Origin of the sequence: Bradyrhizobium rifense, from assembly GCF_008123425.1 — a bacterium.
GTDB lineage: Bacteria > Pseudomonadota > Alphaproteobacteria > Rhizobiales > Xanthobacteraceae > Bradyrhizobium > Bradyrhizobium rifense.
On record NZ_VSSS01000058.1, the window covers coordinates 43669 to 66789 of the forward strand.

Consider the following 23121-nt stretch of genomic DNA (forward strand, 5'->3'; position numbering starts at 1 on the left):
CATTGTTGTCTCCCCAAAGACAAAGCGCCCTCGCCCGTGCGCGCTATTCCACCCCTTGCGCGACGTGCTGATCGGCTGTCAGAAACCGATCGGAAACGGCGGCCCCGCTGATCGTGAGGAGCGCCAGAACCGAAATCATGGCCAAAAACTGCATGTCTCCTTGATCGGTTCCGATTGTGGCCAAAAGAGTCTGGGCGTGGCGCAATTTCGGGACGATCCCAAGAAACATAATGCCCCCGGATTCTACGGGTTTTTCGCTGCATGGCCGAAAATCGACGCCCGGCCAAACGCTTGCAGGCTTCACGGCCGTCGGTCGTTAGCCTAACAATTGTGGCTGGGCTCGGGCTTGCGACCGGACCACAAAACCAACAACGCCCGGCCGGGCGACAGGGAGCGACATGACAAGATCATCAAAAGCAACAAGTCTCGAAATCCTCGCCTGCGACGCCGGCTGGAGAAACTACCACTTCGTCAAGGTGACGACGGAAGACGGCATCGTCGGCTGGAGCGAATTCGATGAGGGCTTTGGCTCGCCCGGCGTGGGCGCCGCGATCCAGCGCCTCTCGGCCCGCGTCATCGGGCAGAACGTCTTCCAGCATGAGCGCATCCATGCCGAACTGTTCGCTGCCACTCGTCCCGCCGCCGGCGGCGTGGTGGCGCAAGCGCTCGGCGCGATCGAGAATGCGCTGCTCGATGCCAAAGCGAAATGCCTCGGCGTGCCGTGCTACGAGCTTCTCGGCGGCAAGATCCGCGACCGTGTCCGGGTGTACTGGTCGCATTGCGCGACGTGGCGGATCAATCATCCGTCCTGGTACAAGCCGCCGATCGAAAACCTCGACGGCGTCAAGGCGATGGGGCGCGAGGTGCGCGAGAAGAAGTTCACCGCGCTCAAGACCAACATCTTCTCCTATGACGACGGCAAACCGACCGGCTGGCGGCCCGGCTTCGGCTCGCCCTTTGCGCCCGAGATCAATGTTGACCGCAAGACCCTGCGCGACCTGCGCATGCATTTGGAAGCGATCCGCGACGGCGCGGGTCCCGACGTCGACATCCTGCTCGACTGCAACTTCAACGCCAAGACCGAAGGCTATTTGAAGATCCTGCGCACGATCGCCGACCTCGACATGTTCTGGATCGAGATCGACAGCTTCAACCCGCAAGCCCTCGGCTATATCCGCAGGCAGAGTCCGCATCCGATCTCGTCCTGCGAGACGCTATTGGGCCTGCGCGAATTCCTGCCCTATTTCCACGAGCAGGCAATGGACGTGGCGATCATCGACACACCCTGGAACGGCGTGTGGCAATCGATGAAAATCGCCTCGGCCGCGGAAGCCTTTGAGGTCAACGTCGCGCCACATAATTTCTACGGCCATCTCTGCTCGATGATGAACGCGCATTTTTGTGCCGCGGTGCCGAACCTGCGCATCATGGAGATCGACATCGACCGTCTGGCGTGGGACCGCGAGCTGTTCACGCATGAGCCGGAGATCCAGAACGGCCATCTCGTCATTCCGGATCGCCCCGGCTGGGGCACTGAGCCAAACGAGGAGGCCCTTCGCGCGCATCCACCGAAGACGACCGGCGGTCTCCTCAACTACGGCCGCAAGGGCTGAAATTACGGCGTCACGGGATTGACGGTCGGGGACGTCTTGGGCCCCGGCCGCTCCGGCTCAACTGCCGACCTTGGTTCGGTGGGAAGCACCTTGGCGCCCGCTGCGTTGGCGGCTTCGCCCGTGGTCGCGTACATCGCGACATGAGCTGGCTGGGTCTTGGCACGATTCCAGGGGCCGTGATCAACGATCAACATCGCAGCAATGGTCACGCCGGCCACGATCAGAGCGATCACGCCGGGATGGCGAAGCGCGGAGGACATGGAGTTTGCGAAGCGGTCAGTTGTCATCGAAAGACCCATCATTTTTCCTCTCGCAGGTTAATTCAAATGCGGCCCACGAGTTCCGCGCCAGACTTAAGCAAGTTCCGAGCCAATGCCCGGAACTCGACCATGTCGCTTCGTTCACTTTACGTCGGGGCGCGCGTCACCGACGAACTTGTCGCGGTTCGGCATTTTGATCGCCGCGAGCGATTTGGCATCGAGCGTCGCATCCGCTCCCACCAGCCCATTCAGACTCAAGACATAAGCGGACAGCGCGTAGACATCTTCATCGCTCAGCGACTGAGGCGCGTTCTGCGGCATCGCGCGGCGAATGTAGTCGAACAACGTTGGCGCATAAGGCCAGAAGCTTCCGACAGTGCGGATCGGTTTGGCGGTCCCGATCGTGCCTTGCCCGCCGACGAGGCGATCGCCTAATCCGCCCTCGCCGTTGTCGCCGTGACATGACGCACATTGCTGAGCGAAAACCTCGCGTCCGTGACTGACCGAACCGCTTCCCTTCGGCAGATTGCTGCCATCGCGCCCGACATCGATATTCCAGCCCGCGATCTCGGCCGCCGTCGCCGGCCGCCCGATGCCATAAGGACTTTGTGCCCGCGCGGTGCTCGCTGGAGCGCAGAGCAAGATTGCGAAGGCGACGCCGCAGATTTCACGCCAGCGCATTGGTCACCTCTCCGTCGGCCGCGATGCGCCAGGGCCAGATCGCATTGTTATGGTAGAAATAATTCTCGCCGCGTACCGCGAGCAGCTCGGCGAGCGTCGGCTGCACGTAGCCTGTTTCGTCGATTGCGCGGCTCTGGATCACTGCGGGCTTGCCGTCCCACTGCCAGGGCAGGCGGAAGCGCGTGAGGGCACGGGTCAGCACCGGCTCCTGCAATTGCGCATCCTGCCAGCTCTTACCATCATCGACGGACACCTCGACCCGTTTGATCTTGCCATGTCCACTCCAGGCGATGCCGGTGATTTCGTGGAAGCCGGGTGCGCTGAGACGCTGGGTGCCCGATGGACGCGTGATGATCGACTTCGCTTCCATGTAGAAGGAAAACTCGCGTGCGGTACCGTCGGGAAGCAGGTCGGTGTATTTCGAGGTCTCCTCGCGCGAATAAGCGGGCTCTGCCGTCACATGCAGGCGCCGCAGCCACTTCACATTCATATTGCCTTCGAACCCCGGCAGGAGCAGCCGCAGCGGATAGCCCTGCTGCGGTCGCAACCGCTCGCCGTTCTGGCTGTAGACGAGCATGGCATCCTCGAGGCATTTCTCGATGGGGATGCTTCGGGTCAGCGCGGCAGCGTCGGCGCCTTCGGCGATCACCCATTTGGCTTCCGGCTTCAGCCCAGCCTCCTGAAGCACCAGCTTCAGGCTGACGCCGGTCCATTCGGCGCAGCTCAGCAGGCCGACGAGGTCTGACGCAGTCTTGCCATAGGGCTTGGTGTAACCGGGATTGCCGGAGCATTCGAGAAAGTGGATGCGCGATTCCGACGGGAAGCGCCGTAGATCATCTACAGTGAAGATCAGGGGACGCTCGACGAGGCCGTGCAGCATCAACCGGTGCTGTGCCGGGTCGATGGTGGGAACACCGCCGTGATGACGCTCGTAGAATAGCCCGTTCGGCGTGATGATGCCGTCGAGCTCCTGCAACGGCGTCCGGCCGGACGCGGAGATGTACTGTTTGAGGTTCTTCGAGATGTTTTTGACGACGCCCTTCTCGAACGGCGACGGCGCTCCGTAGGGCTGGCTCCCCATCGGATCGCCCGGCGCCTTCATCCAATCGGGGACGTTAGGCGGAAGGTTTTCGGTCTCCGCGGCGGCTGATGCACCGGCTCCCAGGACAACGCCGCCTGCCACGGCGCCGCTCCCTTTCAGGAAGCCGCGACGTGTTGTCGTTGCGGATTTGTCGCTTGTGTCGATCGTGCTGCTCATAGCGGACCCTCGGATGAAGCTCGGCCCGCATGAAACCTTCCGCGAGGCACATTTGCAATTCGCGTGCATTTCAAAAGCAGGCGATTTCGATCAGGACTGACCTAAATCCGGCGGTAGCCGCAGCAGTTCCATTCTTTGCGATGCACAAACGGCTCGCGTGTCACTCACCCGGCGCGATCGCATTGCTGGGTGTCGGCCGATCTGCGATCTGCTGGCCGAACAGGCTGCCGATCAGTTCGACCGCGGTACGTGCCGTGCGGCCGCGCTCGTCCAGGAACGGATTCAGCTCAACAATGTCGACCGATCCCACCACGCCGGAATCGTGCAGCAACTCCATGATCAGATGCGCCTCGCGATAGGTCGCCCCTCCCGGCACCGTGGTACCGACGCCCGGCGCGACGCTAGGGTCGAGAAAATCGACATCGAAGCTGACATGCAGCACGCCGTTGCTCACCTTGACGCGTTCGATGACACGCCGGATCAGCACCGCGACGCCGAACTCGTCGATCTGGCGCATGTCGACAACCCTGATCCGGCGTGTGCGCATCAGCTCCTTTTCGAGCTTGTCGATTGAACGCGCCCCGAACAGGTCGAGCCTGTCCGGATCAATCGAGGTGCGCGGATCATCGCCCAGGAGGCCATCGAGGCCGGCCTCGCCGCACAGGAACGCCGCCGACATGCCATGCATATTGGCTGTGATCGTCGTCTCCGGCGTATTGTAGTCGGCATGGGCGTCGAGCCAGAGCACGAACAGCTCGCGTCCACGCTCCTGCCAATGTCGCGCCATCGCAGTGACCGAACCCATTGACAGCGTGTGATCGCCCCCGAGGAAGATCGGCAGGGCACCGGTTTGCGCGATCTCATAGCCGCGACGACTGAGCGTGCGCGTCCAGCGCTGGATTTCGCGGTAATGATTGGCTTTCTCCGGCGGCCTGTCGGCGAGATCGCTGACCTCGGCCACGGAGAGATCGCCGTAGTCGACGACTTCGAAATCCAGGCTTTCGAGCAATGTGGCAAGGCCGGCGGTACGCAGCGCGGCCGGTCCCATCAGGGTACCACGCTGTGAGGCCCCCATGTCGATGGGCGCGCCGAGCAATGCTATACGCCGGGCTCGATCCGCAATGGTTCGATCGGTCACGGCAATCTCCTGAGATCAGCAAGGCTGCGCCAGCCTAACAGAGATTCGCACCCGTCGTTTCACGGGGATGGTCGGAACAAATTCCAGAACGCCGAATTGTTTATCCAAGGCCGGCACCCGCCGTTTCAACACGGCGCCCGTCGCGGATAGCCAAAGGTCTCCGGACCCGCTGTTCAACACTAGCGCTCGCGCGGATAGCCAAAGGTGCCGGCCTCATTCACCTCCTCTGAGCGGAGTTCACGAACTTGAGCACGGAAATTCCGCAGTCCCCCACGCAACCCGACATGGCCGAGCGCGCCATTGACGCCGCAACCGACGTCTCCCAGACAATCGGCGAAGTCGTCGGCGGTCTGCGCGCCGGTGTCGATCGGCTGACCTCTGTCATCGACGAAGCCCGAAAGCCGGGTAAACCGCTCTCGACAGTCGCCGCGATAACACGTGAAGCGCCCTTGGCCAGCCTGTTCGTCGCCTTCCTGTTTGGCGTAGCGGTTGCGCGCCGGCGCTAGAATCAAACCAAATCCGCTAGGCAGCGCTGACAGTTTCCAGCTCGGCCACCAAAAATTTCTTTTCGAACGCGTCGGCGGGCATCGGACGGCCGAAGAAGTAGCCTTGCCCTTCCTCGCAGCCCATGCTGACCAGGAAATCCGCCGTAGCGCGATTCTCGATACCTTCGGCAACGACCGTAAGACCGAGCTGCTTGCTGAGGCCGATGGTCGAGCCGACGATCGCCGCATCGTCGGAATCCGCGAGCAGATCGAGCACGAAGGAGCGGTCGATCTTGAGCCCGTCGAGCGGAAACTTCTTCAGGTAGCTCAGGCTCGCATAGCCCGTGCCGAAATCGTCGAAGAGGATGCGGACGCCGAGCTGCTGGATCCGCTTGAACATGTCGAGCACCCGGCCCTCGTCGTGCAGCAGGATGTCCTCGGTGACTTCGATCTCGAGCAGCGAGGGGGTTAGCCCCGTCGCTCTCAGCAGCTCTGCAACCGAATGCGCGAGATCGCCGGAGTCGAGTTGCGACGGCGAGAGGTTGATTGCGACGCGGACAGCGTTGCCCGACAGCTCCCACGCACGCGCCTGCCGGCCGGCGGTGTCCATCACCCAGTTCGCGATCCGCTCGGACAGCGCCGAGGTGTTGACCACCGGCATGAACTCCCCGGGCGAGACATAGCCGCGCACCGGGTGCCGCCAGCGGATCAGCGCTTCGGCACCAATCAGGCCGCCGTCGATCAGGCGAACCTGGGGTTGGTAGAACAGCTCGAACTCGCCGCGGTCGGCGGCAAGCGCCAGTTCGCTCTCCAGCGTCAGCCGGTTCTCCAGCTCCTGCCTGATCGCGCTCTCGAAGATCACATAGCTGCCGCGCCGGGTCGCCTTGGCGCGGCTCAGCGCCAGATGGCCGTTGCTCAGGAGATCATCCGCGCTCTGTCCACCTTCCGGATAGACGGCGACGCCGATGCTGATCCTGACGCGGTGCTGGCGCGCGCCCGTCACAAGCGGCGCCTCGAATGCGCGCGCAATGCGCTCAGCGAACGCGGCAATCGGCTCGTCGCTATCAGCGCAATCCAGCACAATCGCAAACTCGTCGCCGCTGAGCCGGGCGACCACCGCCCTGCCATCGACCTCGGTCCGCAGGCGTTCGGCAACCGCCCGCAGCACGAGATCGCCGATCGAGTGTCCAAGCATGTCGTTGATTTGCTGAAAGCCGTCGAGCCCCAGTACGAGCAGCGCGACCTCGGAGGACCGCCGCTGCGCCACGGCGAGCAGGCCGGCAAGCCTCGCATGGAGCGTATTGCGGTTGGCAAGACCTGTCAGCGCATCATACTCGGCGAGATATCTGACGCGTTCCGCCTCGCGCTTGCGTACGGAGATGTCGCGGAGAATCGCGCCGTACTGGAAGCCCTCCGTCCCCTGCCAGCCCGAGAAACTCGCCTCGACCGGGAAGGTTTCGCCATTCTTGCGCCGGCCCTCGAACTCGACGACCACGGCTCCACCGGGAACCAGCAGCGCCTGGCGCGCAGCGTCGCGCATGGCGAAGGTTTTCGTGCCCCCTTCTGTCGGTGTCGCGCAAAGCGTTTCGAACGGGCGACCGATCATCTCGGTCGGCATGTAGCCAAAGATCGCGCTCGCACCGGGATTCCAGACCGTGATCCGGTGATCCTCGTCGGTGCAGACCAGACCATCGCCGAGCGACATCGCGATGCGGTGAAAGCGACTTTCGGCGATGCGCCCCAGCAGACTGCGGAAATCGATCTCATCCAGCGCGATCGCCGTCAGATAGGCAACGATGGCGATGTGGAGCAACGACGTGTCGATGACGAGCGGCCACCTTCCCTGTACAAGGACCGCGGTCAGCTCGATGCCGGCTCCGGCTGCGACCAGGATCGCGACGCGGACACCCGGTCCGAAACGGCGCCATGAATACATCATCAGCAGGCAGATCACGCCGAGGCCAGCAATCATGCCGACATTAGACGTCCAGCGCAGCATGCGGTTCTGCAGGACCGATTCTGTCGCCAACGCCTGGAGGACGGGACCCGCAACGATACGGCCATTTGGAACGCTGAACCGGTCGCCCAGTTCGAGTGCCGTGGCACCGACGATGACCTTCTTGTCCCTCAGCCTGTCGAGGGTCGCGGCATCGCCTCGCAGCACATCGACATAGGAGACACTCGGGATAGACATCGCACGAATGCTGAAGTCGATCAGGAACGGCGGCCGCCGATTGGCGTCCTGCCCGGCCAGTACGACGGCCATCGACGGCATCTGCGCATCGCCGAGCTTCTCCGCAACCGGATAGCGGCGAACGAGCCCGTCGGATTCGACCGCGACATTGACCACGGCCGGCCACGACTGGTTGCTGAACGGCTTCAGGGGGCGATTGATATAAGCCGCACCACCATTTGGTGTCGGCTGCTTGAAGGACGGCAAAATCGTCGAGCCGCCGACTTCTCGAAGCGCGGTGACGAAGGCTTCGTCGGAGGCCTGATCGGATGGCGTGCTGAAATCGACGTCGAAGGCCACCTCCTGCGCACCTGCAGCCTCGAGCCTGTGCAGCAGCTCCGCATGCAGCCTGCGCGGCCAGGGCCACACTCCGATCTGGTCGATCGAGGGCGCGTCGATGGCGACCACGACCACGTTACCGCTGGCAGCCCGCGACTCCCATGCGAAGCGCAGGTCGGTGAGCGCGTTGCGAAGCGAGCCGTGCCATCCCGTGGACAGCACGACTGCCAGCGCGATCACGACAAGAATATGCGGCCGATAACGTTTCACCCGATCCTCCCGCGCACCCGCTGCTTCGGAGGGTGCGCCCCTCATCCCCTAGGAAATCGCCTTAGTGTCGGTGGCCATTTCCATTCCCGTTGCTGCCGTTACCGCCGCCATTTCCGTTGCCGTTACCGTTGTTACCTTTGCCGTTACCGGTGGCGCCGCTGTTACCGTTCCCGTTATTGCCGTTGTTACCCTTGTCCTTCCCGTTATTTCCTTTTCCGTTGCCGTTATTTGCGTTGTCGTTGGTCCCGTTACCCCCGCCGGAATTATCGCCGGTCGCCCCAGCGGTGGCCGCAACGGTCGTCGTCACACTCGATGAGGTCGATGAGGCGCTGGAAGCAGGTGCGCTGCTGCTCACGGTGACCGCCGTGACGGTGGAGCTATTGGCGCCAGCTGTGGTCGTCGTGCTCGACTTGCTATCGCTCCACACCGTGTCGGTGCTGGCATTCGCATTACGCACCCGCCCCGGCGCGACTGCACCGTGGGCAAGACCGTTCGTGACCTTATGGAAGTTCAGCTTGACCTCGCCGAGCGAGCTCGAGATGCGCACCACGCCAGATCTTGGCGCGTGAGTCTCGCTTGCCTGGCGCGATTGCGCCGGCGCGCCGGCCGTCCTGGTGCCCTTGTCGATCGCACCAAGCGCATGGATCGCATGGCCGTTCGCCGCATTGCGCGGCATCGACAGGCCCGACTTCGGCACAGGAACGCGCTCGATCGTCGAAGCGCGCGGCTTGCCTTGCTCGATCGGATTGAGCGTACCGGCACCGCTCAGGCTGAGACCGGGCTTGCCGTGCTCGAAGGCGGTAGCCACTTGCCCCGGCATGACTTGCGCGATCTGGCCGGTCTTGAAATCGGAGACTTCAACCTGGCCGCGGAGCACGCCAACCTTGGTGCTGCCCGCGCCCACGGTGACGCTGAAATGCGTGCCCTTGACCACGGCGGCGAGATACGGCGTCTCGACCTCGAAATGCTTGACGTTGCGCTTCTCGACCTCGAGCAGGATCGAACCCGCCTGCTGGATGATGGTGGTCGAAAGTCCCTCCTTCTTCTCGGTCGGCACGCTGACCACCGAGTTGGGAGAGATCAAAATCGTCTCTTCGCCGCGAACGAGCAGCACGCGTCCGTTGCGCCCGGTGCGAATGGTATCGCCCGGCTTCAGAATCTCCTGCTGATTCAACGACACCTGCTGGGCGCCGTTGGTTGCAAGCCAGACCTCGCCCGACGACTTGCTGACTGACCAGACGCCGTCATCCGCTGCGGATGCACCGAACGCCGTTCCCAGGATCAGCGCTGCCATCAAGGTGCACCGTATTCCAATTCGAACGAGCATGATGACCCTCAGCCTGAGTTACTGCGAGCCTGATGCGTATCCGAGATCACTCAAGATTGGCTTAGCGGGAACCCGGGAGTCCGGCGGACGCATTAACCAATCGTTGACCATAAAAAACTATGAAAAATCATGTGGCTACTGAATCCTTACCGGCGCCTGGAGACCTCTCCGTCAAACTACGGAGAACGGTCCGCACTTGGCGCGGTTGGACGGTATCTTGCTGCCGCGCTGGTGCTACTCGGACCGACGCTTGCGGGAAATCCGCAGGCGTACGCGCAGCAGGCGAACCAGCCGGGGTTCGACCCGCGCCAGCCGGAGAAGTACTTTGAAAACCAAACCGAGCAGGAATCTCTGAGCCGACCTCCGGTGAAGCTGCCCTCGGTCGGCCAGTCCAATACCGACGGGGATACCAGGCCACAGTTCGTGCTGCGCGGCATCAAAGTCAGCGGCGCCCACGTCATCCCTCACGAGCGCATCGCCACCCTGTATCAGCCCTATCTCGGCAAGAAGGTCTCGCAAGCCGACCTCGCTGCGATCGCCGGCGCAATCAGTAATCTCTACCGTGCCGACGGTTTCCATCTCAGCCGGGCGATCGTGCCACCGCAGGACATCGCCGATGGCCGCGTCCGGATCCAGGTGATCGAAGGCGCCATCGTGCAGGCCGATCTGAAGGGTGACGGCGCCGAGCAGTTCGGTGTAAGGCCGATGCTCGGGCCGGTCCTGGCCGAGCAGCCGTCGCGGCTGGCAACGCTCGAACGCCAGCTCTTCCTCATCAACGGCAGGCCGGGCGTTCGGATCACCGATACCGCGCTGGAGGAGATCGGCGGTGCAACCGGTCGCTTCCGCCTCACCGTCTATCTGAAGACCTGGCATGTCTTCACGTCGTTCGGCCTGGACAATCTCGGCTCGTCATCGGTCGGGCCATGGCAGACCTACGCGACGGGCGCGTTCAACTCCTACCTCACGCCCGGCGACACGCTCGCCGTCAACCTGTCGACCGTCGCCAACGATCCGCGCGAGCTCGGCTTCGCGCGGCTGTCCTATGACGCACCGGTCGGCGTCGACGGCGTACGCCTCGGCGCCTCCGTCCTCTACAGCGAAGTCCGGCCGGGCGATGCGCGGCGCCTCGACAGCGACATCACCACAACGGAGGCTTTTGAGGTGCGGGCAAGCACCGTGCCCTTCATGTCGCAATCGTCCGGACTGACGCTCACCATGGCCGGGACTTTCAGCAACGTATCGGAGCACGATCTCTACGGCCCCTGGTACAACGACCACATCAGGACCGCGAGCCTCACCGCCGACTACCGCCTCCAGGATCGCTTTGGCGGCACCAACTACGCGACGATGACCTTCCGCCAGGGCCTCGACGTCTTCGGCGCCTCGCATTTCGACGACGATCTGTTGTCGCGCGATGGCGCGTCCTCGAATTTCTCGGTGCTGAACCTCTGGTTCACGCGCTACCAGACGCTCAATGACGCCTGGTCGCTCAAGCTGTCTGCGGCGAGCCAGACCGCGTCGCGGCCGCTGTTCACCTCGCAGCAATTCTATCTCGGCGGCGCAGCCTTCGGCCGCGGCTATGGCGCGGCCGAGATCAGCGGCGACAACGGTCTTGCCGGCTCGCTCGAAGTTCGCTTCGACCAGAAGCTCAACTTCCGCTACTGGAGCGGCTACCAGCTCTACGCTTTCGGCGACGCCGGCGCAGTCTGGAACGACGGCTACCGGCTAAGCGACGGTCTGGCGCTGACGTCCGCCGGTGTCGGCGTGCGGTTCTTCCTGCCGGAGGATATTCAGGCGGATTTCGGCGTGGCCGTGCCGTTGAGCTACCGGGCGCCGGACAATGAGCGCCGCAGCCCGCGCTTCCTGTTCACACTTTCAAGCGCCTTCCGGCTCTGCCCGCAACGCGGCAAGGCGAGCTGCCTCTAGCCTCGCCCGGCTCGATGGGCTTTTGGGGGCCCTTTTTGAGACCCTTCTCACAGACTTGCCTAAATTTAATCCCGTAACGTACTCACGATCTCTCGATCCGTGAGTTTTCAATAGCCATGTTCAGTCAAAAGTGATTGAGACGGAACCATGAAGAGGGTGTTTGCAATCCTGGCTTTTCTCTGCGTCCTCGCGGCGGGCCAGTATGTCGTCGTCAGCAAGTTCGCGATCCGTCACGAGATGCTGTCCTTGTTCGACGCCGCGCGACAGCGGCCGATCTCGGTCGAGATTGCGGTGCGGCGCGACTACGAGACCAAGGCCAATCTCGGCCTCTGGAAGCTTCCGGTCGCCATCATCAGCAATGGCAACACGGTCAAGGCCACCGAGTATTCCTTCCTCGCCAACGTGCTTGCGGCGCGCGGCTATCTCGTCGCCAGCATTCAGCAGGATCTGCCGAGCGATCCGCCCCTGATGACCCATGTCGGCCAGAAATATGTCGGCCGCCGCGAGGTCTATATGCGTTGCGAAGCCAACATCCTCTACGTGCTGAACACGTTGAAGGGGCGGCAGGAGAACGCCGACTACGACCACATCACGCTGGTCGGTCATTCCAATGGCGGCGACGTCTCGATGTATGTCGCCCAGCAGCATCCCGAGCTCGTGTCGAAGGTGATCACACTCGACAATCTCCGGGTGCCCTTCGTGCTCAACGACCGCATGAAGATCCTGTCGTTCCGCTCCAAGGATCCGCATTTCCAAACCGACCCCGGCGTGCTGCCGACGCCCGAAGAGGCGAAGGCGCGCGGCATCGACATCATCCCGACCGGTGCGCAGCATACCGAGATGAGCGATCGCGGGCCCGACTCGGTCAAGGAGAAGATCCAGGCGACACTTGACCGCTTCCTGCGCGACAGCGCGAGCAGCGCGCTCGCGCCGGCCGATACGACCTCCCCGATGATCATGAATCCCGGCGACTACTAACCGGGATCCTTGCGGCAGATCAACGCAGCTCCGTGCCGGCCACGATAGAACGGCGGTACAGCATGGGAGAGGCACGTGTCGCACCATATCGAAAGGCTCGATACGGCGAGCCTTGATACGACGAGACTTGATACGACGAGACTTGATACGACGAGACTTGGCCTGCCCCCGGCACGGGTGCTCGGGCGCGTACGCCATTTCTATCGTTCGGCCCGCAGGCTGGTGCGGTCGATCATCGCCCGCATCGACCTCTCGCAATTTCCGGGATCGTGCTGCGGCTGAGCTTTGCGCCGAGCGCGCAAACGCGCTCTCGAAATGCAAATCCCTGCCGGGTGAACCGACAGGGATCAGCAGAAAGGATGACGGACGGCGAATGAGGTTCATCCGGTGGCCCATCATGGACCTGCACTGGAATTGAAATGCGTAGCGCGTCACTGCGCAAGATCAATTTGTAAGCACACGGCCGTGGCGCGGGAAATCAGAACGTTCCCTTGTCAGGATTTGCCCTTGCCCGGCTGCATGAAGTTGCCGGTCATTTGTCGCATGTGATCGCCGGCATTGGTGAACTGGCTGCGCAGGAACTCGGACTGGATTCGCATCGCTTCCTGAAGGTCGGTTGCGTGAACCAGCTTGCGAGCGTGTTCGAACGCCGCCTTCATGTTCTGCTCGGTGAAGGCGAGCGCCTGCTTGGACACGTCCGCGCCAGCCCCCGGGACCGACGTCATCGACTTGGTGGCGGCATCAAAAAACATGCCGAATGCCTTCTCAGCCTGGTCGATGGTTTTCTCAGCCAGGTCGCGCAGTTCGGCCGGAACTTCGAGCTTCGGTTCGATCATGGTCGCACTCCTCCCTCTTTTTCCCAACTCATTACCACATTTGTCGCATTGCCTTCCAGCGGCCAAACGCCGGCGACGAACGCCACCTGGCGGTCCGCTTTCCGGTCTGAAAGGTGGACAAAGCGTAATGTCGGCCCGTGGCCGGGCTCAAGACAGCGGGTGTTCGGGGATGGTCTCGTCAGTGACGAGGTCTTCGACGAGCTTGATGACCTCAAAGCGCTGCCGGGGAGCGAGCTTGAGGAAGGCGCGCAGCAGGCGGAGACTTTCGACGGTCCCGTTCGCGGGTGCGCCGAGCTTAAGATGCAGTTCAGCCGCGAAATTGAGGTTCTTCATCTCGCACCTATCACAGGACTCAGCCCCTCGATGTTGGGCGTCGGGAGCCCGGTCGAGAACCGTACGCCTTCACCGAACGCCATGGCGACGACAAACTCTAGGTCGGGGCACCTCAGCAGGTTGGCATGCCGAGCTGCAAATCTGGAGAGACTCGGCCCGACCCGAGAAGTTGCAACTATGGCAAGGAACAACCCGTCGAGCAAGCCAAACCGTAAGACTAGCGATGCTTCGTCGGCATCGTGCCACGGCAATTCCGGATATCAGGAATACGCGCCGCCGTCACCCACCTGCGTCAAGAAGCAGCAACCAGTCACCACACGGCCCCGATCGCTGTCAATTAGACCTGCGTTTCACCGTGTTTCCCGTGTGAACGGAGATTGGCAGCCGCGAATTAACGCTCTTCAGCGCATACACGTAATCGTTGAGTCCGATTTCGGCGGTTGCATCGTCCACGAAATGAACGTCGATCTCGCAGCCGGTCTCCAACGTCCCGATACGGGCCCCATCCGGCGAGTCCCCTTTGATCTCCTGGCTTGGACTCGCCGCCCCACGTCAGGGTTCATTGCTCCCGATATTCCTCGCTCCGTGAACCGTTGTTCAAGATCGTACGACCAAGCGGTTGCGAAACGGCCACGCAGATCACGGGCGCCATGGCTGACGGACTGTTTGATTCGGGCGCGCATCAGCACCAAAGGACGACGGCATGCTTTCTTGCTGCGATCTCATCAAGGGCGCCGCGGTTGCGCTTCTTGCACTCTCGGCACATGGCGCATGGGCGCAGGAGACCAAAATGAACCTCTTCAAGATCGTTACCATCAAGGACGAGATCGTCATCGGGCTATCGCCCGAGGAGCTGCAGGCGCTCGGCGGCAAGGACGCGAGCGCGGTCGCGCACGCACTGGCGCAGAAGGGCGACCTCACCGTCTGGCAGTACAACGTGCATCGCGGACAGAACGGTGAGATGCAGCAGGCGCCAACTGCCAAGATCGGGCTGCTGGCCAACGCCTCGCTCCGCGTCGAGCCCTACACCACGCCCTACCAGATCATGCCGCATCCGTGAGGAGCGACGGAAGAATGCCGGCGGCGGAAAGCCGCCGGCAGCCACATTCAGCGGCGCCGTGCCGACGCGTCGGTGGCAAAGCCGTAGACCAGCGCCAGCCGGTCGAGGCATTCGCGACAACGCCGCGCAAAATAGTCATTCCATCGCTGGGTGCGGACGGCACGTCGCTGCCCGATCTGGTCCATCGTCAAACCAAGCACCAGCACGTCATGCACCAGCGCGGCGCCGTCGGTGCCGAGCTCGCGCTCGACCCGGTTCAGCCGTAATACGGCCTGACGCTGGCTCTCGGTGACAGGCTCGCGGGAGCGCGCGCCGTCGACATATTCGCGGGTCGGATCCATGGCCTGAGGGCCCCGCTCCGCCCGCTCCCAGTCGCTCTGGTAGGCGCGGCCACCCCGATATTGCGCCTCGTCGATCTGGTGGTGCGCGTGCAGCCGGCCGAGCGGATCGTTGCGGATCGACCGCATCGCTACGATCTTCTCGTCCAGATCGAGCGCCAGGGGATTGTCGACCTCGACCTCCGCCAATTCTGCATTCAACGGTAGGTCGCGCGATCGGCGGTCATGAAGTCCGGTCAATTTGTAGGACATGTTGCGTCTGGCACGTGCCACTCGGAAACTCCTTGCAAACTGAATTGAGAAGACACTGGTCAGGCGATGGAGACCAGCCTCAGCATGACGGCACCGGCGGTGCGGCCGGACACTGCCCCGGGACCGCGGGTCAGATGCGCATGCGGCGCGCAATAGCTCGAGCCGGGCTGACGCGGGTGACCGCAGAAGCTGATCTCCTCCCCCTCCCTGTCACCGCCATAGGGATAGCGGCAATCGCCGCGATCGAGCTCACGCAGCGTGATCAGTCGCGGCCGGACACCGATGCAGCGCAATTTGACCGGATTGGCCGGCCTTAATGCCGATGGCGGCGGCAGGTTCAGGCCGGGTATTGCAACACGCCGCGGCGCGAGCGAACCGGGATCGCCCGGCAAGGACGGCACGATCGATGGACTCGTCATCCGGTCGGGCGCGGCAAGCCCGAGCCGCTTGGCGCGACCGACCACCGCATTGCGCGTGTAAGCCGTTCCAAACCTTGCGTTAATCTCCCGTCCGATCTCCGCATATGACAGTCCCTTGAAAAAATAGTCGCGAAGCGCGTCGGAATGCTCCGACGACCAATGGCCCGGTTCCATGCTGCTGTCCTGTGATGCGCCCCGATCGCACGATCCGGAGGCGGAACACACATTCCGTTATTCCGAATACGAAGTCAAGCAATAATTCTGATATTCATAATTGCATCAATTCCGAATTTCGGATTACAAGAGGCAGAGCCTATGGGCAATCGAGGGAATCACCATGTTGGACGCTGCGATGATCGAACGGGGCCTGGAGAAGACGGGCAAGAGCAAGGGCGGGCTGGCCGCGGCGATGGGCGTGCGCCCGGGCGCGGTGTCGGAAATCCTCGGCGGCGAACGCCTTGTGAAGGCCTCCGAAATTATTCCGATCATGCAATATCTCGAGCTGAACCTCGCGCCGATCATGGGCCGGGTCGGCGCTGGCGCCGTGATCGAGCCGGATTTCGAGCAGGTCCCTCCAGAGGGGCTCGGCGATATCGCGCTGCCCTTCCCGATCATGGAAGAGACCGTCGCCTTTGAGATCCTGGGCGATTCGATGCTGCCCAAATACGAAAGCGGCGACGTGATCGTGGTCTACAAGGACCAGCGCCACCCGCTGTCGAGCTTCTACGGCGAAGAAGCCGTGGTCCGGCTCAAGACCGGCGAGCGCTATTTGAAAACCATCGAGCGGGGCAAATCCCCCTCCGTCGTCAATCTCAACAGCTTCAACGCCAAGCCGATCGTCGGCGTCAAGCTCGACTGGGTCGGAGAGATCTGCCTCTCCATGCCCAAGGGCCAACTGGAACGATTGCGCGCCAAATCGGCCCGTCCTCGCAAGAAGGGACGATAAAGTCGCGATTTCCGATTTTTGGAAATCAAACTTGACTTAATTCCGTTTTTCGGAAATACTATGCCGCGCACCCAGCCCTGGGTGCGCGGCAGGATCGTTTCATGCAGTATTTCGTCGTGATGATCGATTACGGGCGGCGCGGCCGCGAGGCGATCGTTGACCCCGAGATCACAAGGCGCGAGGTAATTTCCCGCGTCACCTCCGGCGAATACCAGAACATCTCGTTCATCCACGAAATCGCAGAGAATTCGGTCGAGGACGTGACTGAGGCCATCCTGGCCGAGGCCGCCCTTCCCCAGATCCCGCCCGAAGATGTCGACCTCCAGGCGATCCGCCACGATCACGCCCGCGACCTGCGCAAGCACGAGAAAGCGTGACGCGGGCCTAAGCCGCCTGCACCACGGTCGAGTTGCAGATCACACCGTCAGAACGGTCGATCCTGTGGTCTTGCGCGCGGCGAGGTCGGCATGGGCCTTGGCAGCGTCCTTCAGCGCATAGGTCTGGTGCACTTCGATCTTGACCGCACCGGACTTGACGACGTCGAACAACTCGTTCGCCATCGCGACCAGGCTCTCGCGCTTGGCGGCGTAGGTGAACAGCGTCGGCCGGGTGACGTAGAGCGAACCCTTCTGGGCGAGCAGGCCGAGATTGAGCGGCTCGACCGCACCGGAGGACGCACCGAACAGCGCGGCAACGCCGAGCGGCGCGAGGCAGTCCAGCGACTTCAGGAACGTGTCCTTGCCGACGGAATCATAGACCACCGGCACCTTCTTGCCGCCGGTGATCTCGTCGACGCGCTTCACGAAATCCTCGCGCGTGTAGATGATGACGTGGTCGCAGCCATGCGCCTTGGCGAGTTTTGCCTTCTCGTCGCTGCTGACCGTGCCGATCACGGTCGCGCCGAGATGTTTTGCCCACTGGCTCAGGATCAGGCCGACGCCGCCGGCCGCTGCATGCAGCAGAATGGTGTCGCCGGCCTTCACGCGATAGGTCTGCCGGATCAGGTACTGCGTGGTCAGCCCCTTCAGCATCATTGCAGCCGCGGTCTTGTCGTCGACGCCGTCGGGCAGCTTCAACAGCCGGTCGGCGGGGATCAGCCGCGCCTCGGAATAGGCGCCGAGCGGCGATGCGCCATAGGCGACGCGATCGCCCGGCTTCAGATCGGTGACGCCTGGCCCGACCTCTTCGACAACGCCCGCGGCCTCGCTACCGAGCCCGCTCGGCAATGGCGCGGGATACACGCCGGAGCGATTGTAGATGTCGACGAAGTTGAGACCGACGGCAGTATGTCGGATGCGCGCCTCACCCTGCCCTGGCTTGCCGACATTGACCTCCTCCCAGACCAGGACTTCCGGACCGCCGGTCTTGTGAAAACGAATGGCATGGGTCATGGGCGTTGCTCCCTTATCGTTGCGTTGATGGTCCGAGAAAAAGCGGATCGGCCGGAGAAATAGGCATTTGGTCCGCCCGTTACAGTACAGAGACGTAACAAGAATGTCACAGCGAACGACAAACGCTCGCCGTTCCGTCTCTGTTCGGAAGAGTTGATGATGGCATCGACGCAACCGGCAGTAGCCTTTGCGCGGGGTTTGGTGGTCGCCTGCGAAGGAGAGCCGAGATGCCAGCTTATGTACAGCATCATCAGGATATCGAAATCGCGCCTGTGATTTGCCCGACATGCATGGGGTTCCTGCCGATGTATGTGCGCGAGGTCGAGCCGCACTGGAGCCTTGCCAAGATCGACTTCGTCTACGAATGCGCCGATTGCGGCGCCGAGGTCAGGCAGACCATCCGCAAGCCCGAGCTGCTTCGGCACTGACCGCACGATAAGACGCCCCGTAAGTATTTGCGCTGAACGGAAAAAGCGGCCGTCAGCGCGGATCAGGCCCGTCCCAAACGAGGCTTGTTCTTTGCCGGGAACGCAGGCAGAACAAGCCTCAAGCAAGACCTTTGGGAGCGCCCCTTCGTGGCTGAACAGAAGGCCTCGACCTCGATCGAGGCAGTGGAGAGCGGCCTCGCCGCGCAGGGCTATATCGCGAGCCGGCAGATCGCGACCGCAGTCTATTTGTCGCAACAGATCGAGAAGCCGATCCTGGTCGAGGGCCCCGCAGGCGTCGGCAAGACCGAGCTTGCCAAGGCGATTGCCGCCTGGCGCGGCCTGAAGATGATCCGACTGCAGTGCTACGAAGGCCTCGACGAGGCCAAGGCGCTCTATGAGTGGAAATACGCCAAGCAGCTACTCTACACGCAAATCCTCAAGGATAAGCTCGGCGAAGTCCTGGGCGGCGCGCAGACGCTGCACGCTGCGCTCGAACAGCTTCATGATTTCGGCGACGTGTTCTTCTCCAAGGAATTCGTCGAGCCGCGTCCCCTTCTCCAGGCCCTGGAGCAGCCGGGCGGCTGCGTGCTCCTGATCGACGAGATCGACAAGTCGGATGCCGAATTCGAATCGCTGCTGCTGGAAATCCTCTCGGACTTCCAAGTCACGATCCCCGAGCTCGGCACGGTCTCGGCGATCACGCCACCGACCGTGATCCTCACCTCCAACAGCGAACGCGATCTCGGTGACGCCCTGAAGCGGCGCTGCCTGCATCTGCATATCGGCTTCCCCGAGCAGCGGCTGGAGGAGCGCATCGTCGAGAGCCGTGTCCCCAGCATCTCGCAGACCCTGCGCCGGCAGATGGTTGGCTTCATCCACGAGATCCGCTCGCTGGATTTGAAGAAGCTGCCCTCGGTCAGCGAGACGATCGACTGGGCGCGCGTGCTCGTGCTACTGCAAGCCACGGAGCTCGACACCGAGATCGTCAAGGATACGCTCAACGTGCTCCTGAAATACGAGGCCGACATCGAGGCGGCTCACCCCCAGATCACGACTTTCATTGCCAAGGCAGCACGATCCAACGTCTTCGGTTGACGCCCGATGCGCGAGAACCTCCATCGTTTCTTTCGGGCGGCGCGCGGCGCCGGCGTCCATGTCTCGCCCGCCGAAAGCATCGATGCGATGCGCGCGGTCGCGCAGGTCGGTCTCACCGACCGCGCCATCCTGCGCGACGCGCTGCTTCTGACGCTCGCCAAGTCGCAGGACGAGAAGCTCGCGCTCGGCGACTGCTTTGATCTGTTCTTCAGCCAGCCCGAGCCGCGCCAAGACCAGCCTGGGGCCGAGAACGATGACGGCGCCTCAGACAACTCTGATCAGTCGTCCTCCTCAAGCCCGGCCGGCGAAGCAGGCGAAGGTCAGCCCCCCGAAGGATTGGGCCCGCTTGCGCAGATGCTGCTGTCGCAGGATCGCAATGCAATCTCAGCTGCGATTGCCAGCGCCTCCGGCGCGGCCTCCTTGTCCGACATCCGCTACTCCACCCAGCGCGGCATCGTCTCCAGCCGCATCCTCGACGCCATGGGCCTTCAACGCCTGCGCGACGATCTCGACGAACTCACCACGACCAATCCGTCGCTGGCTGAGCGTCTCCGCGGCGCGCTAGACGCTTTGCGCGAAGCAGTCCGCGACACCGTCTCGCAAGGCCTTGCGCTCTATGCCCGCGAGGAAGCCGAAAACCTCCGCAACGAAATCCTGCGCAATGCGCCGCTGGCCCGCATCGAGCGGCGCCAGGTCGCGGAGATGCGCGCTCTCATCCGCCAGATCGCGCGCCGCCTGCGCGAGCGCTATTCGAAGCCGCGCAAGCGCCAGCGCCGCGGTCATCTCGATGTGCGCCGCACGCTGCGCCGCAACGCTGCCTGGGGCGGCATCCCCTTTCTCACCGCATGGAAGCGCAAGCATCGCGACCGGCCAAGGATCGTGGCGATCTGCGACGTCTCAGGCTCAGTGGCGCAGGTCTCTGACTTCTTCCTGCTCCTGATCCACTCCCTGCATGAGGTCGTGGACGACGTCCACTCCTTCGCATTCTCGTCACATCTGATCGAGGTCAGCGAGATTCTGGAAAAGAAGTCGCCTGAAGAGGCAATGGCCGAGATCATGTCCAAGGTCGGCTTCGGCTCGTCCGACTACGGCTCTTCGCTGGTCGATTTCGAAAAAGACTTCATGAGCACGTTGACGCCGCAGACCACGGTGATCGTGCTCGGCGATGCCCGCAGCAACAATCTCGACCCACGTGCGGACATTCTGCGCCGAATCTCCGAGCGCTCGAAGCGACTGGTCTGGCTCAACCCCGAAGGACGGCTCGCCTGGGGCTTTGGCGATTCCGAGATGCCGCGCTATGCGACCTTTTGCAGCGTCGTGCGACAATGCGCCACTGCGCAGCAGCTCGAGCGCGCGGTCTCCGATATCGTTGCGACTTACCAGTAAGTCCTCAGCTCACGGCCAACGTCAGCTTCGCGCAAGCTCCATGTAAGCGACATTGCACTCACGAAAGTGATAGGCAATTTCGTCGAGCGCGCGCTGTTCCCATTCCTGGGCTTGCGTAAGCCAGAAAACCCGACGCTCAAAATCGAGCGCGGCACGCTCACGGCACAGGGATTCCTGACTGCGAATTTCCACCAGCCTGTTCATGCACTCACACTCCTTGTCGTGTGAAGCCATTTCCCGCGAATCAGCGTAGCAGAATCACGAACCCAGCGTCTCACCATTTCTGTGCATATCGCGACGCAGAATGAGACAGCAACGCTTCCCGTGCACTGCAGCCGTCGCAGCGCAACATCAAGTGAAGATCATCAATTAGTGATCAAATGATCGGGACGATAATCGTGTCCGAACGATCTTAACTATTGTGGCGCAACAGACTGCGGCAATTCGTGAAGAGAAGTTCTAAACATCTTACCGAATTCCCGACTCATTGTCGTCGCATGGTCTTCATGCAGCGCCGCTAACAGGGGCGCGCGAACGTGACTATCGCTTGAGGCAATATGAACGACGATTTCGACTTCGAACTTTCTCCGGATCAATGGGCAGCCCTGCGCACGCTTCGTAACCCCGTGGTGAACAATCGCCTCTCGAAGGCCTATCTCGTCGACAGCCTCGTTAAGCTTGGTCTCGTTGTCATTGATGATGGCGTGCCCGCAATGACTCCCATGGGACGCAAGGTGCTGGTGCGCGGATCGTGCCGATTGCTGGACCTCGCAGCTTAACGTACGCGTCAAAAGATCTGTGCGGTCACGATCGCGTATGCGACGAATACGACCCCAAGTCCCCACACCATCGCCGGAATCTGTGACCGCCGGCCGACTGCCACTTCGAGAGCGATGTAGCTCAGCGTCCCCAGCGCCATTCCGTTGATGAGGTTGTTGGTCAGCACGGTGACCAGCAGCGTCAGCACGATCGGAACCGCGTTGGCGAGATCGGTCATGTCGATGCGGGCCAGTCCTTGCATCATGAGCACGCCGACGAGCACCAGTGCAGGCGCGGTCGCTTGCGCTGGGATGATGACGAAGATCGGCCAGAAGAACAGCGCAAGGAAGAAGAGTCCTGCGACGGTCAACGAGGTCAGGCCAGTGCGACCGCCGGCCTGCACGCCGGTGATGGATTCGATATAGGCCGTCACGACGGAGGTTCCGAGCAGCGGCCCGATGATGGAAGCCGTCGCATCGGTCGCAAATGCGGCAGTGGCATTCGGGATTGAGCCGTCTGGCTTGCGCAAATTGGCGGCCCCCGTCACGCCGATCAGCGTGCCCAGCGTCGAGAAGAATTCGGCGCACAGGAAATAGAACAGCAGCGGCAGCGCGACGACGAAATGGCTGAAGAGATAGCCGATGTCGAGCGCCATGAAGGTGCTGGTCGGCCAGCGCGGCCACGCCATGATGGCTGATGGCACTGATGTTACCATCTTGCCGTTGGCGCCTGGGACGAAGAATCCGATCAGCGTGAGCACCGCGATCGACAGGATCAGCGCCGCCGGCACCCGGCGCACCACCAGCACCGGCGTGAGCAGGAGACCGAACAGCGTCAGCAGCACCGGCGGGCTGCGCAAGGAGCCCATGGCGATATAGGTTGACGGATTCTGGACCACGAATCCGGCGCCCCGTAGCGCAATGAAGACGATGAGGGTACCGACCGCCGCCTGGATGCCGATCTTCAGCGCTTCCGGCACGTCCTTCGCGACTTTCTCGCGCAGCTTCGACAGGCTGAGGATCAGGAACAGCACGCCGGTGAAGGCGACCATGGCGAGTGCGCCCTGCCAGGGCATCCCCATCTGCTTGACGATGACATAGGTGAAGATGACGTTCGAGCCCATCGCTGGCGCCACCGCCAGCGGCAGATTGGCCCACAGCCCCATCATCACCGAGCCGACGATCGCGGCGAGCGCCGTAGCGCTGACGAGATCGGCACGGTCCATCCCGGCGTTGGACATGATCGCAGGGTTGACGGCGATGATATAGGCCATCGCCGCGAACGTCGTCGCGCCAGCCATCACCTCGCGGCCGACGCTCGTGCCACGCTCGGTGAGGCCAAAAGTACGATCAAGCAGCCCCGAGGCTGTGGGTGGTGCCGGCTCGGCGGGCGCGGCTTGCGGCTTCGTCATCTCGTTCATTCCAGTCCTC

25 protein-coding genes are annotated in these 23121 nt (G+C 62.5%); 11 read left to right on the forward strand and 14 right to left on the reverse strand.

The window, feature by feature from the left end; all coding sequences use genetic code 11:
* Positions 1-43: 43 nt before the first annotated feature.
* On the reverse strand, positions 44-304 hold the full coding sequence (locus tag FXB40_RS48775; RefSeq protein WP_246208152.1) for a hypothetical protein: 261 nt from the start codon (positions 302-304) through the stop codon (positions 44-46).
* 94 nt (positions 305-398) lie between these two features.
* Between FXB40_RS48775 and FXB40_RS34420 the strand changes: the two genes are divergently transcribed.
* Complete coding sequence (locus tag FXB40_RS34420) at positions 399-1613, forward strand: mandelate racemase/muconate lactonizing enzyme family protein (RefSeq protein ID WP_148776730.1); 1215 nt, start codon at positions 399-401, stop codon at positions 1611-1613.
* A 2-nt stretch (positions 1614-1615) separates the two neighbouring features.
* On the opposite strand, the gene FXB40_RS34425 is transcribed toward FXB40_RS34420, so the two are convergent.
* The 4 genes from FXB40_RS34425 to rocF form a co-directional block, all read right to left on the reverse strand.
* Positions 1616-1912: a hypothetical protein gene (locus tag FXB40_RS34425; RefSeq protein ID WP_187437347.1), complete on the reverse strand. Its 297-nt coding sequence runs from the start codon at positions 1910-1912 to the stop codon at positions 1616-1618.
* 102 nt (positions 1913-2014) lie between these two features.
* A complete protein-coding gene (locus FXB40_RS34430) occupies positions 2015-2554 on the reverse strand; it encodes a c-type cytochrome (protein ID WP_148776732.1) in 540 nt (179 codons plus the stop codon).
* Positions 2541-3812 (reverse strand): sulfite dehydrogenase, encoded by a 1272-nt coding sequence (gene soxC, locus FXB40_RS34435; RefSeq protein WP_148776733.1) that lies wholly within the window; start codon positions 3810-3812, stop codon positions 2541-2543. The genes FXB40_RS34430 and soxC overlap by 14 nt, the downstream gene beginning before the upstream one ends.
* 160 nt (positions 3813-3972) lie before the next feature.
* The gene (gene rocF, locus FXB40_RS34440) at positions 3973-4950 is read right to left on the reverse strand and encodes an arginase (RefSeq protein WP_148776734.1); all 978 of its coding nucleotides are present in this window, start codon (positions 4948-4950) and stop codon (positions 3973-3975) included.
* A 245-nt stretch (positions 4951-5195) separates the two neighbouring features.
* On the opposite strand from rocF, the gene FXB40_RS49510 reads away from it, so the two are divergent.
* Positions 5196-5456 carry a hypothetical protein gene (locus FXB40_RS49510; protein WP_148776735.1) on the forward strand — a complete coding sequence of 87 codons (261 nt, stop codon included), beginning with the start codon at positions 5196-5198 and terminating at the stop codon, positions 5454-5456.
* Positions 5457-5472: 16 nt separating this feature from the next.
* Here the strand turns inward: FXB40_RS49510 and FXB40_RS34450 are convergent, their stop codons facing one another.
* Both FXB40_RS34450 and FXB40_RS34455 read right to left on the reverse strand, forming a co-directional pair.
* Positions 5473-8217 (reverse strand): EAL domain-containing protein, encoded by a 2745-nt coding sequence (locus tag FXB40_RS34450; RefSeq protein WP_187437342.1) that lies wholly within the window; start codon positions 8215-8217, stop codon positions 5473-5475.
* Positions 8218-8278: 61 nt separating this feature from the next.
* The gene (locus FXB40_RS34455) at positions 8279-9544 is read right to left on the reverse strand and encodes a FecR family protein (RefSeq protein ID WP_187437343.1); all 1266 of its coding nucleotides are present in this window, start codon (positions 9542-9544) and stop codon (positions 8279-8281) included.
* 129 nt (positions 9545-9673) lie between these two features.
* On the opposite strand from FXB40_RS34455, the gene FXB40_RS34460 reads away from it, so the two are divergent.
* Both FXB40_RS34460 and FXB40_RS34465 read left to right on the forward strand, forming a co-directional pair.
* Positions 9674-11470, forward strand: a complete 1797-nt coding sequence (locus tag FXB40_RS34460; protein WP_148776738.1) for a ShlB/FhaC/HecB family hemolysin secretion/activation protein — start codon at positions 9674-9676, stop codon at positions 11468-11470.
* 147 nt (positions 11471-11617) lie between these two features.
* Positions 11618-12448 carry an alpha/beta hydrolase gene (locus FXB40_RS34465; RefSeq protein ID WP_148776739.1) on the forward strand — a complete coding sequence of 277 codons (831 nt, stop codon included), beginning with the start codon at positions 11618-11620 and terminating at the stop codon, positions 12446-12448.
* Between the two features lie 494 nt (positions 12449-12942).
* On the opposite strand, the gene FXB40_RS34470 is transcribed toward FXB40_RS34465, so the two are convergent.
* Complete coding sequence (locus FXB40_RS34470) at positions 12943-13284, reverse strand: phasin (RefSeq protein WP_092228872.1); 342 nt, start codon at positions 13282-13284, stop codon at positions 12943-12945.
* A gap of 147 nt (positions 13285-13431) precedes the next feature.
* Complete coding sequence (locus tag FXB40_RS34475) at positions 13432-13617, reverse strand: hypothetical protein (RefSeq protein WP_027531907.1); 186 nt, start codon at positions 13615-13617, stop codon at positions 13432-13434.
* Between the two features lie 703 nt (positions 13618-14320).
* On the opposite strand from FXB40_RS34475, the gene FXB40_RS34480 reads away from it, so the two are divergent.
* On the forward strand, positions 14321-14677 hold the full coding sequence (locus FXB40_RS34480; RefSeq protein WP_148776740.1) for a hypothetical protein: 357 nt from the start codon (positions 14321-14323) through the stop codon (positions 14675-14677).
* 47 nt (positions 14678-14724) lie between these two features.
* On the opposite strand, the gene FXB40_RS34485 is transcribed toward FXB40_RS34480, so the two are convergent.
* Positions 14725-15288, reverse strand: coding sequence for a hypothetical protein (locus FXB40_RS34485; RefSeq protein WP_148776741.1), 564 nt, complete (start codon positions 15286-15288; stop codon positions 14725-14727).
* Between the two features lie 38 nt (positions 15289-15326).
* Positions 15327-15860: a GcrA family cell cycle regulator gene (locus tag FXB40_RS34490; RefSeq protein ID WP_148776742.1), complete on the reverse strand. Its 534-nt coding sequence runs from the start codon at positions 15858-15860 to the stop codon at positions 15327-15329.
* Between the two features lie 163 nt (positions 15861-16023).
* On the opposite strand from FXB40_RS34490, the gene FXB40_RS34495 reads away from it, so the two are divergent.
* Positions 16024-16632, forward strand: coding sequence for a S24 family peptidase (locus tag FXB40_RS34495; protein ID WP_148776743.1), 609 nt, complete (start codon positions 16024-16026; stop codon positions 16630-16632).
* A 101-nt stretch (positions 16633-16733) separates the two neighbouring features.
* Positions 16734-17009: a hypothetical protein gene (locus tag FXB40_RS34500; protein WP_148776744.1), complete on the forward strand. Its 276-nt coding sequence runs from the start codon at positions 16734-16736 to the stop codon at positions 17007-17009.
* Positions 17010-17048: 39 nt separating this feature from the next.
* On the opposite strand, the gene FXB40_RS34505 is transcribed toward FXB40_RS34500, so the two are convergent.
* Entirely contained in the window at positions 17049-18023 is a 975-nt protein-coding gene (locus FXB40_RS34505) for a quinone oxidoreductase family protein (protein ID WP_148776745.1), read from the reverse strand.
* A gap of 227 nt (positions 18024-18250) precedes the next feature.
* Here FXB40_RS34505 and FXB40_RS34510 point away from each other — a divergent pair, with 227 nt between their 5' ends.
* The 3 genes from FXB40_RS34510 (at position 18251) to FXB40_RS34520 (ending at position 20932) form a co-directional block, all read left to right on the forward strand.
* Complete coding sequence (locus FXB40_RS34510; RefSeq protein WP_057749711.1) at positions 18251-18451, forward strand: hypothetical protein; 201 nt, start codon at positions 18251-18253, stop codon at positions 18449-18451.
* A 147-nt stretch (positions 18452-18598) separates the two neighbouring features.
* On the forward strand, positions 18599-19546 hold the full coding sequence (locus tag FXB40_RS34515) for an AAA family ATPase (protein WP_148776746.1): 948 nt from the start codon (positions 18599-18601) through the stop codon (positions 19544-19546).
* A gap of 6 nt (positions 19547-19552) precedes the next feature.
* Entirely contained in the window at positions 19553-20932 is a 1380-nt protein-coding gene (locus FXB40_RS34520) for a vWA domain-containing protein (protein ID WP_148776747.1), read from the forward strand.
* 21 nt (positions 20933-20953) lie between these two features.
* Here the strand turns inward: FXB40_RS34520 and FXB40_RS34525 are convergent, their stop codons facing one another.
* On the reverse strand, positions 20954-21136 hold the full coding sequence (locus tag FXB40_RS34525) for a hypothetical protein (protein ID WP_148776748.1): 183 nt from the start codon (positions 21134-21136) through the stop codon (positions 20954-20956).
* 353 nt (positions 21137-21489) lie between these two features.
* On the opposite strand from FXB40_RS34525, the gene FXB40_RS34530 reads away from it, so the two are divergent.
* Positions 21490-21711: a hypothetical protein gene (locus FXB40_RS34530; RefSeq protein WP_148776749.1), complete on the forward strand. Its 222-nt coding sequence runs from the start codon at positions 21490-21492 to the stop codon at positions 21709-21711.
* Positions 21712-21719: 8 nt separating this feature from the next.
* Here the strand turns inward: FXB40_RS34530 and FXB40_RS34535 are convergent, their stop codons facing one another.
* On the reverse strand, positions 21720-23111 hold the full coding sequence (locus FXB40_RS34535) for an NCS2 family permease (protein ID WP_148776750.1): 1392 nt from the start codon (positions 23109-23111) through the stop codon (positions 21720-21722).
* Positions 23112-23121 lie beyond the last annotated feature (10 nt).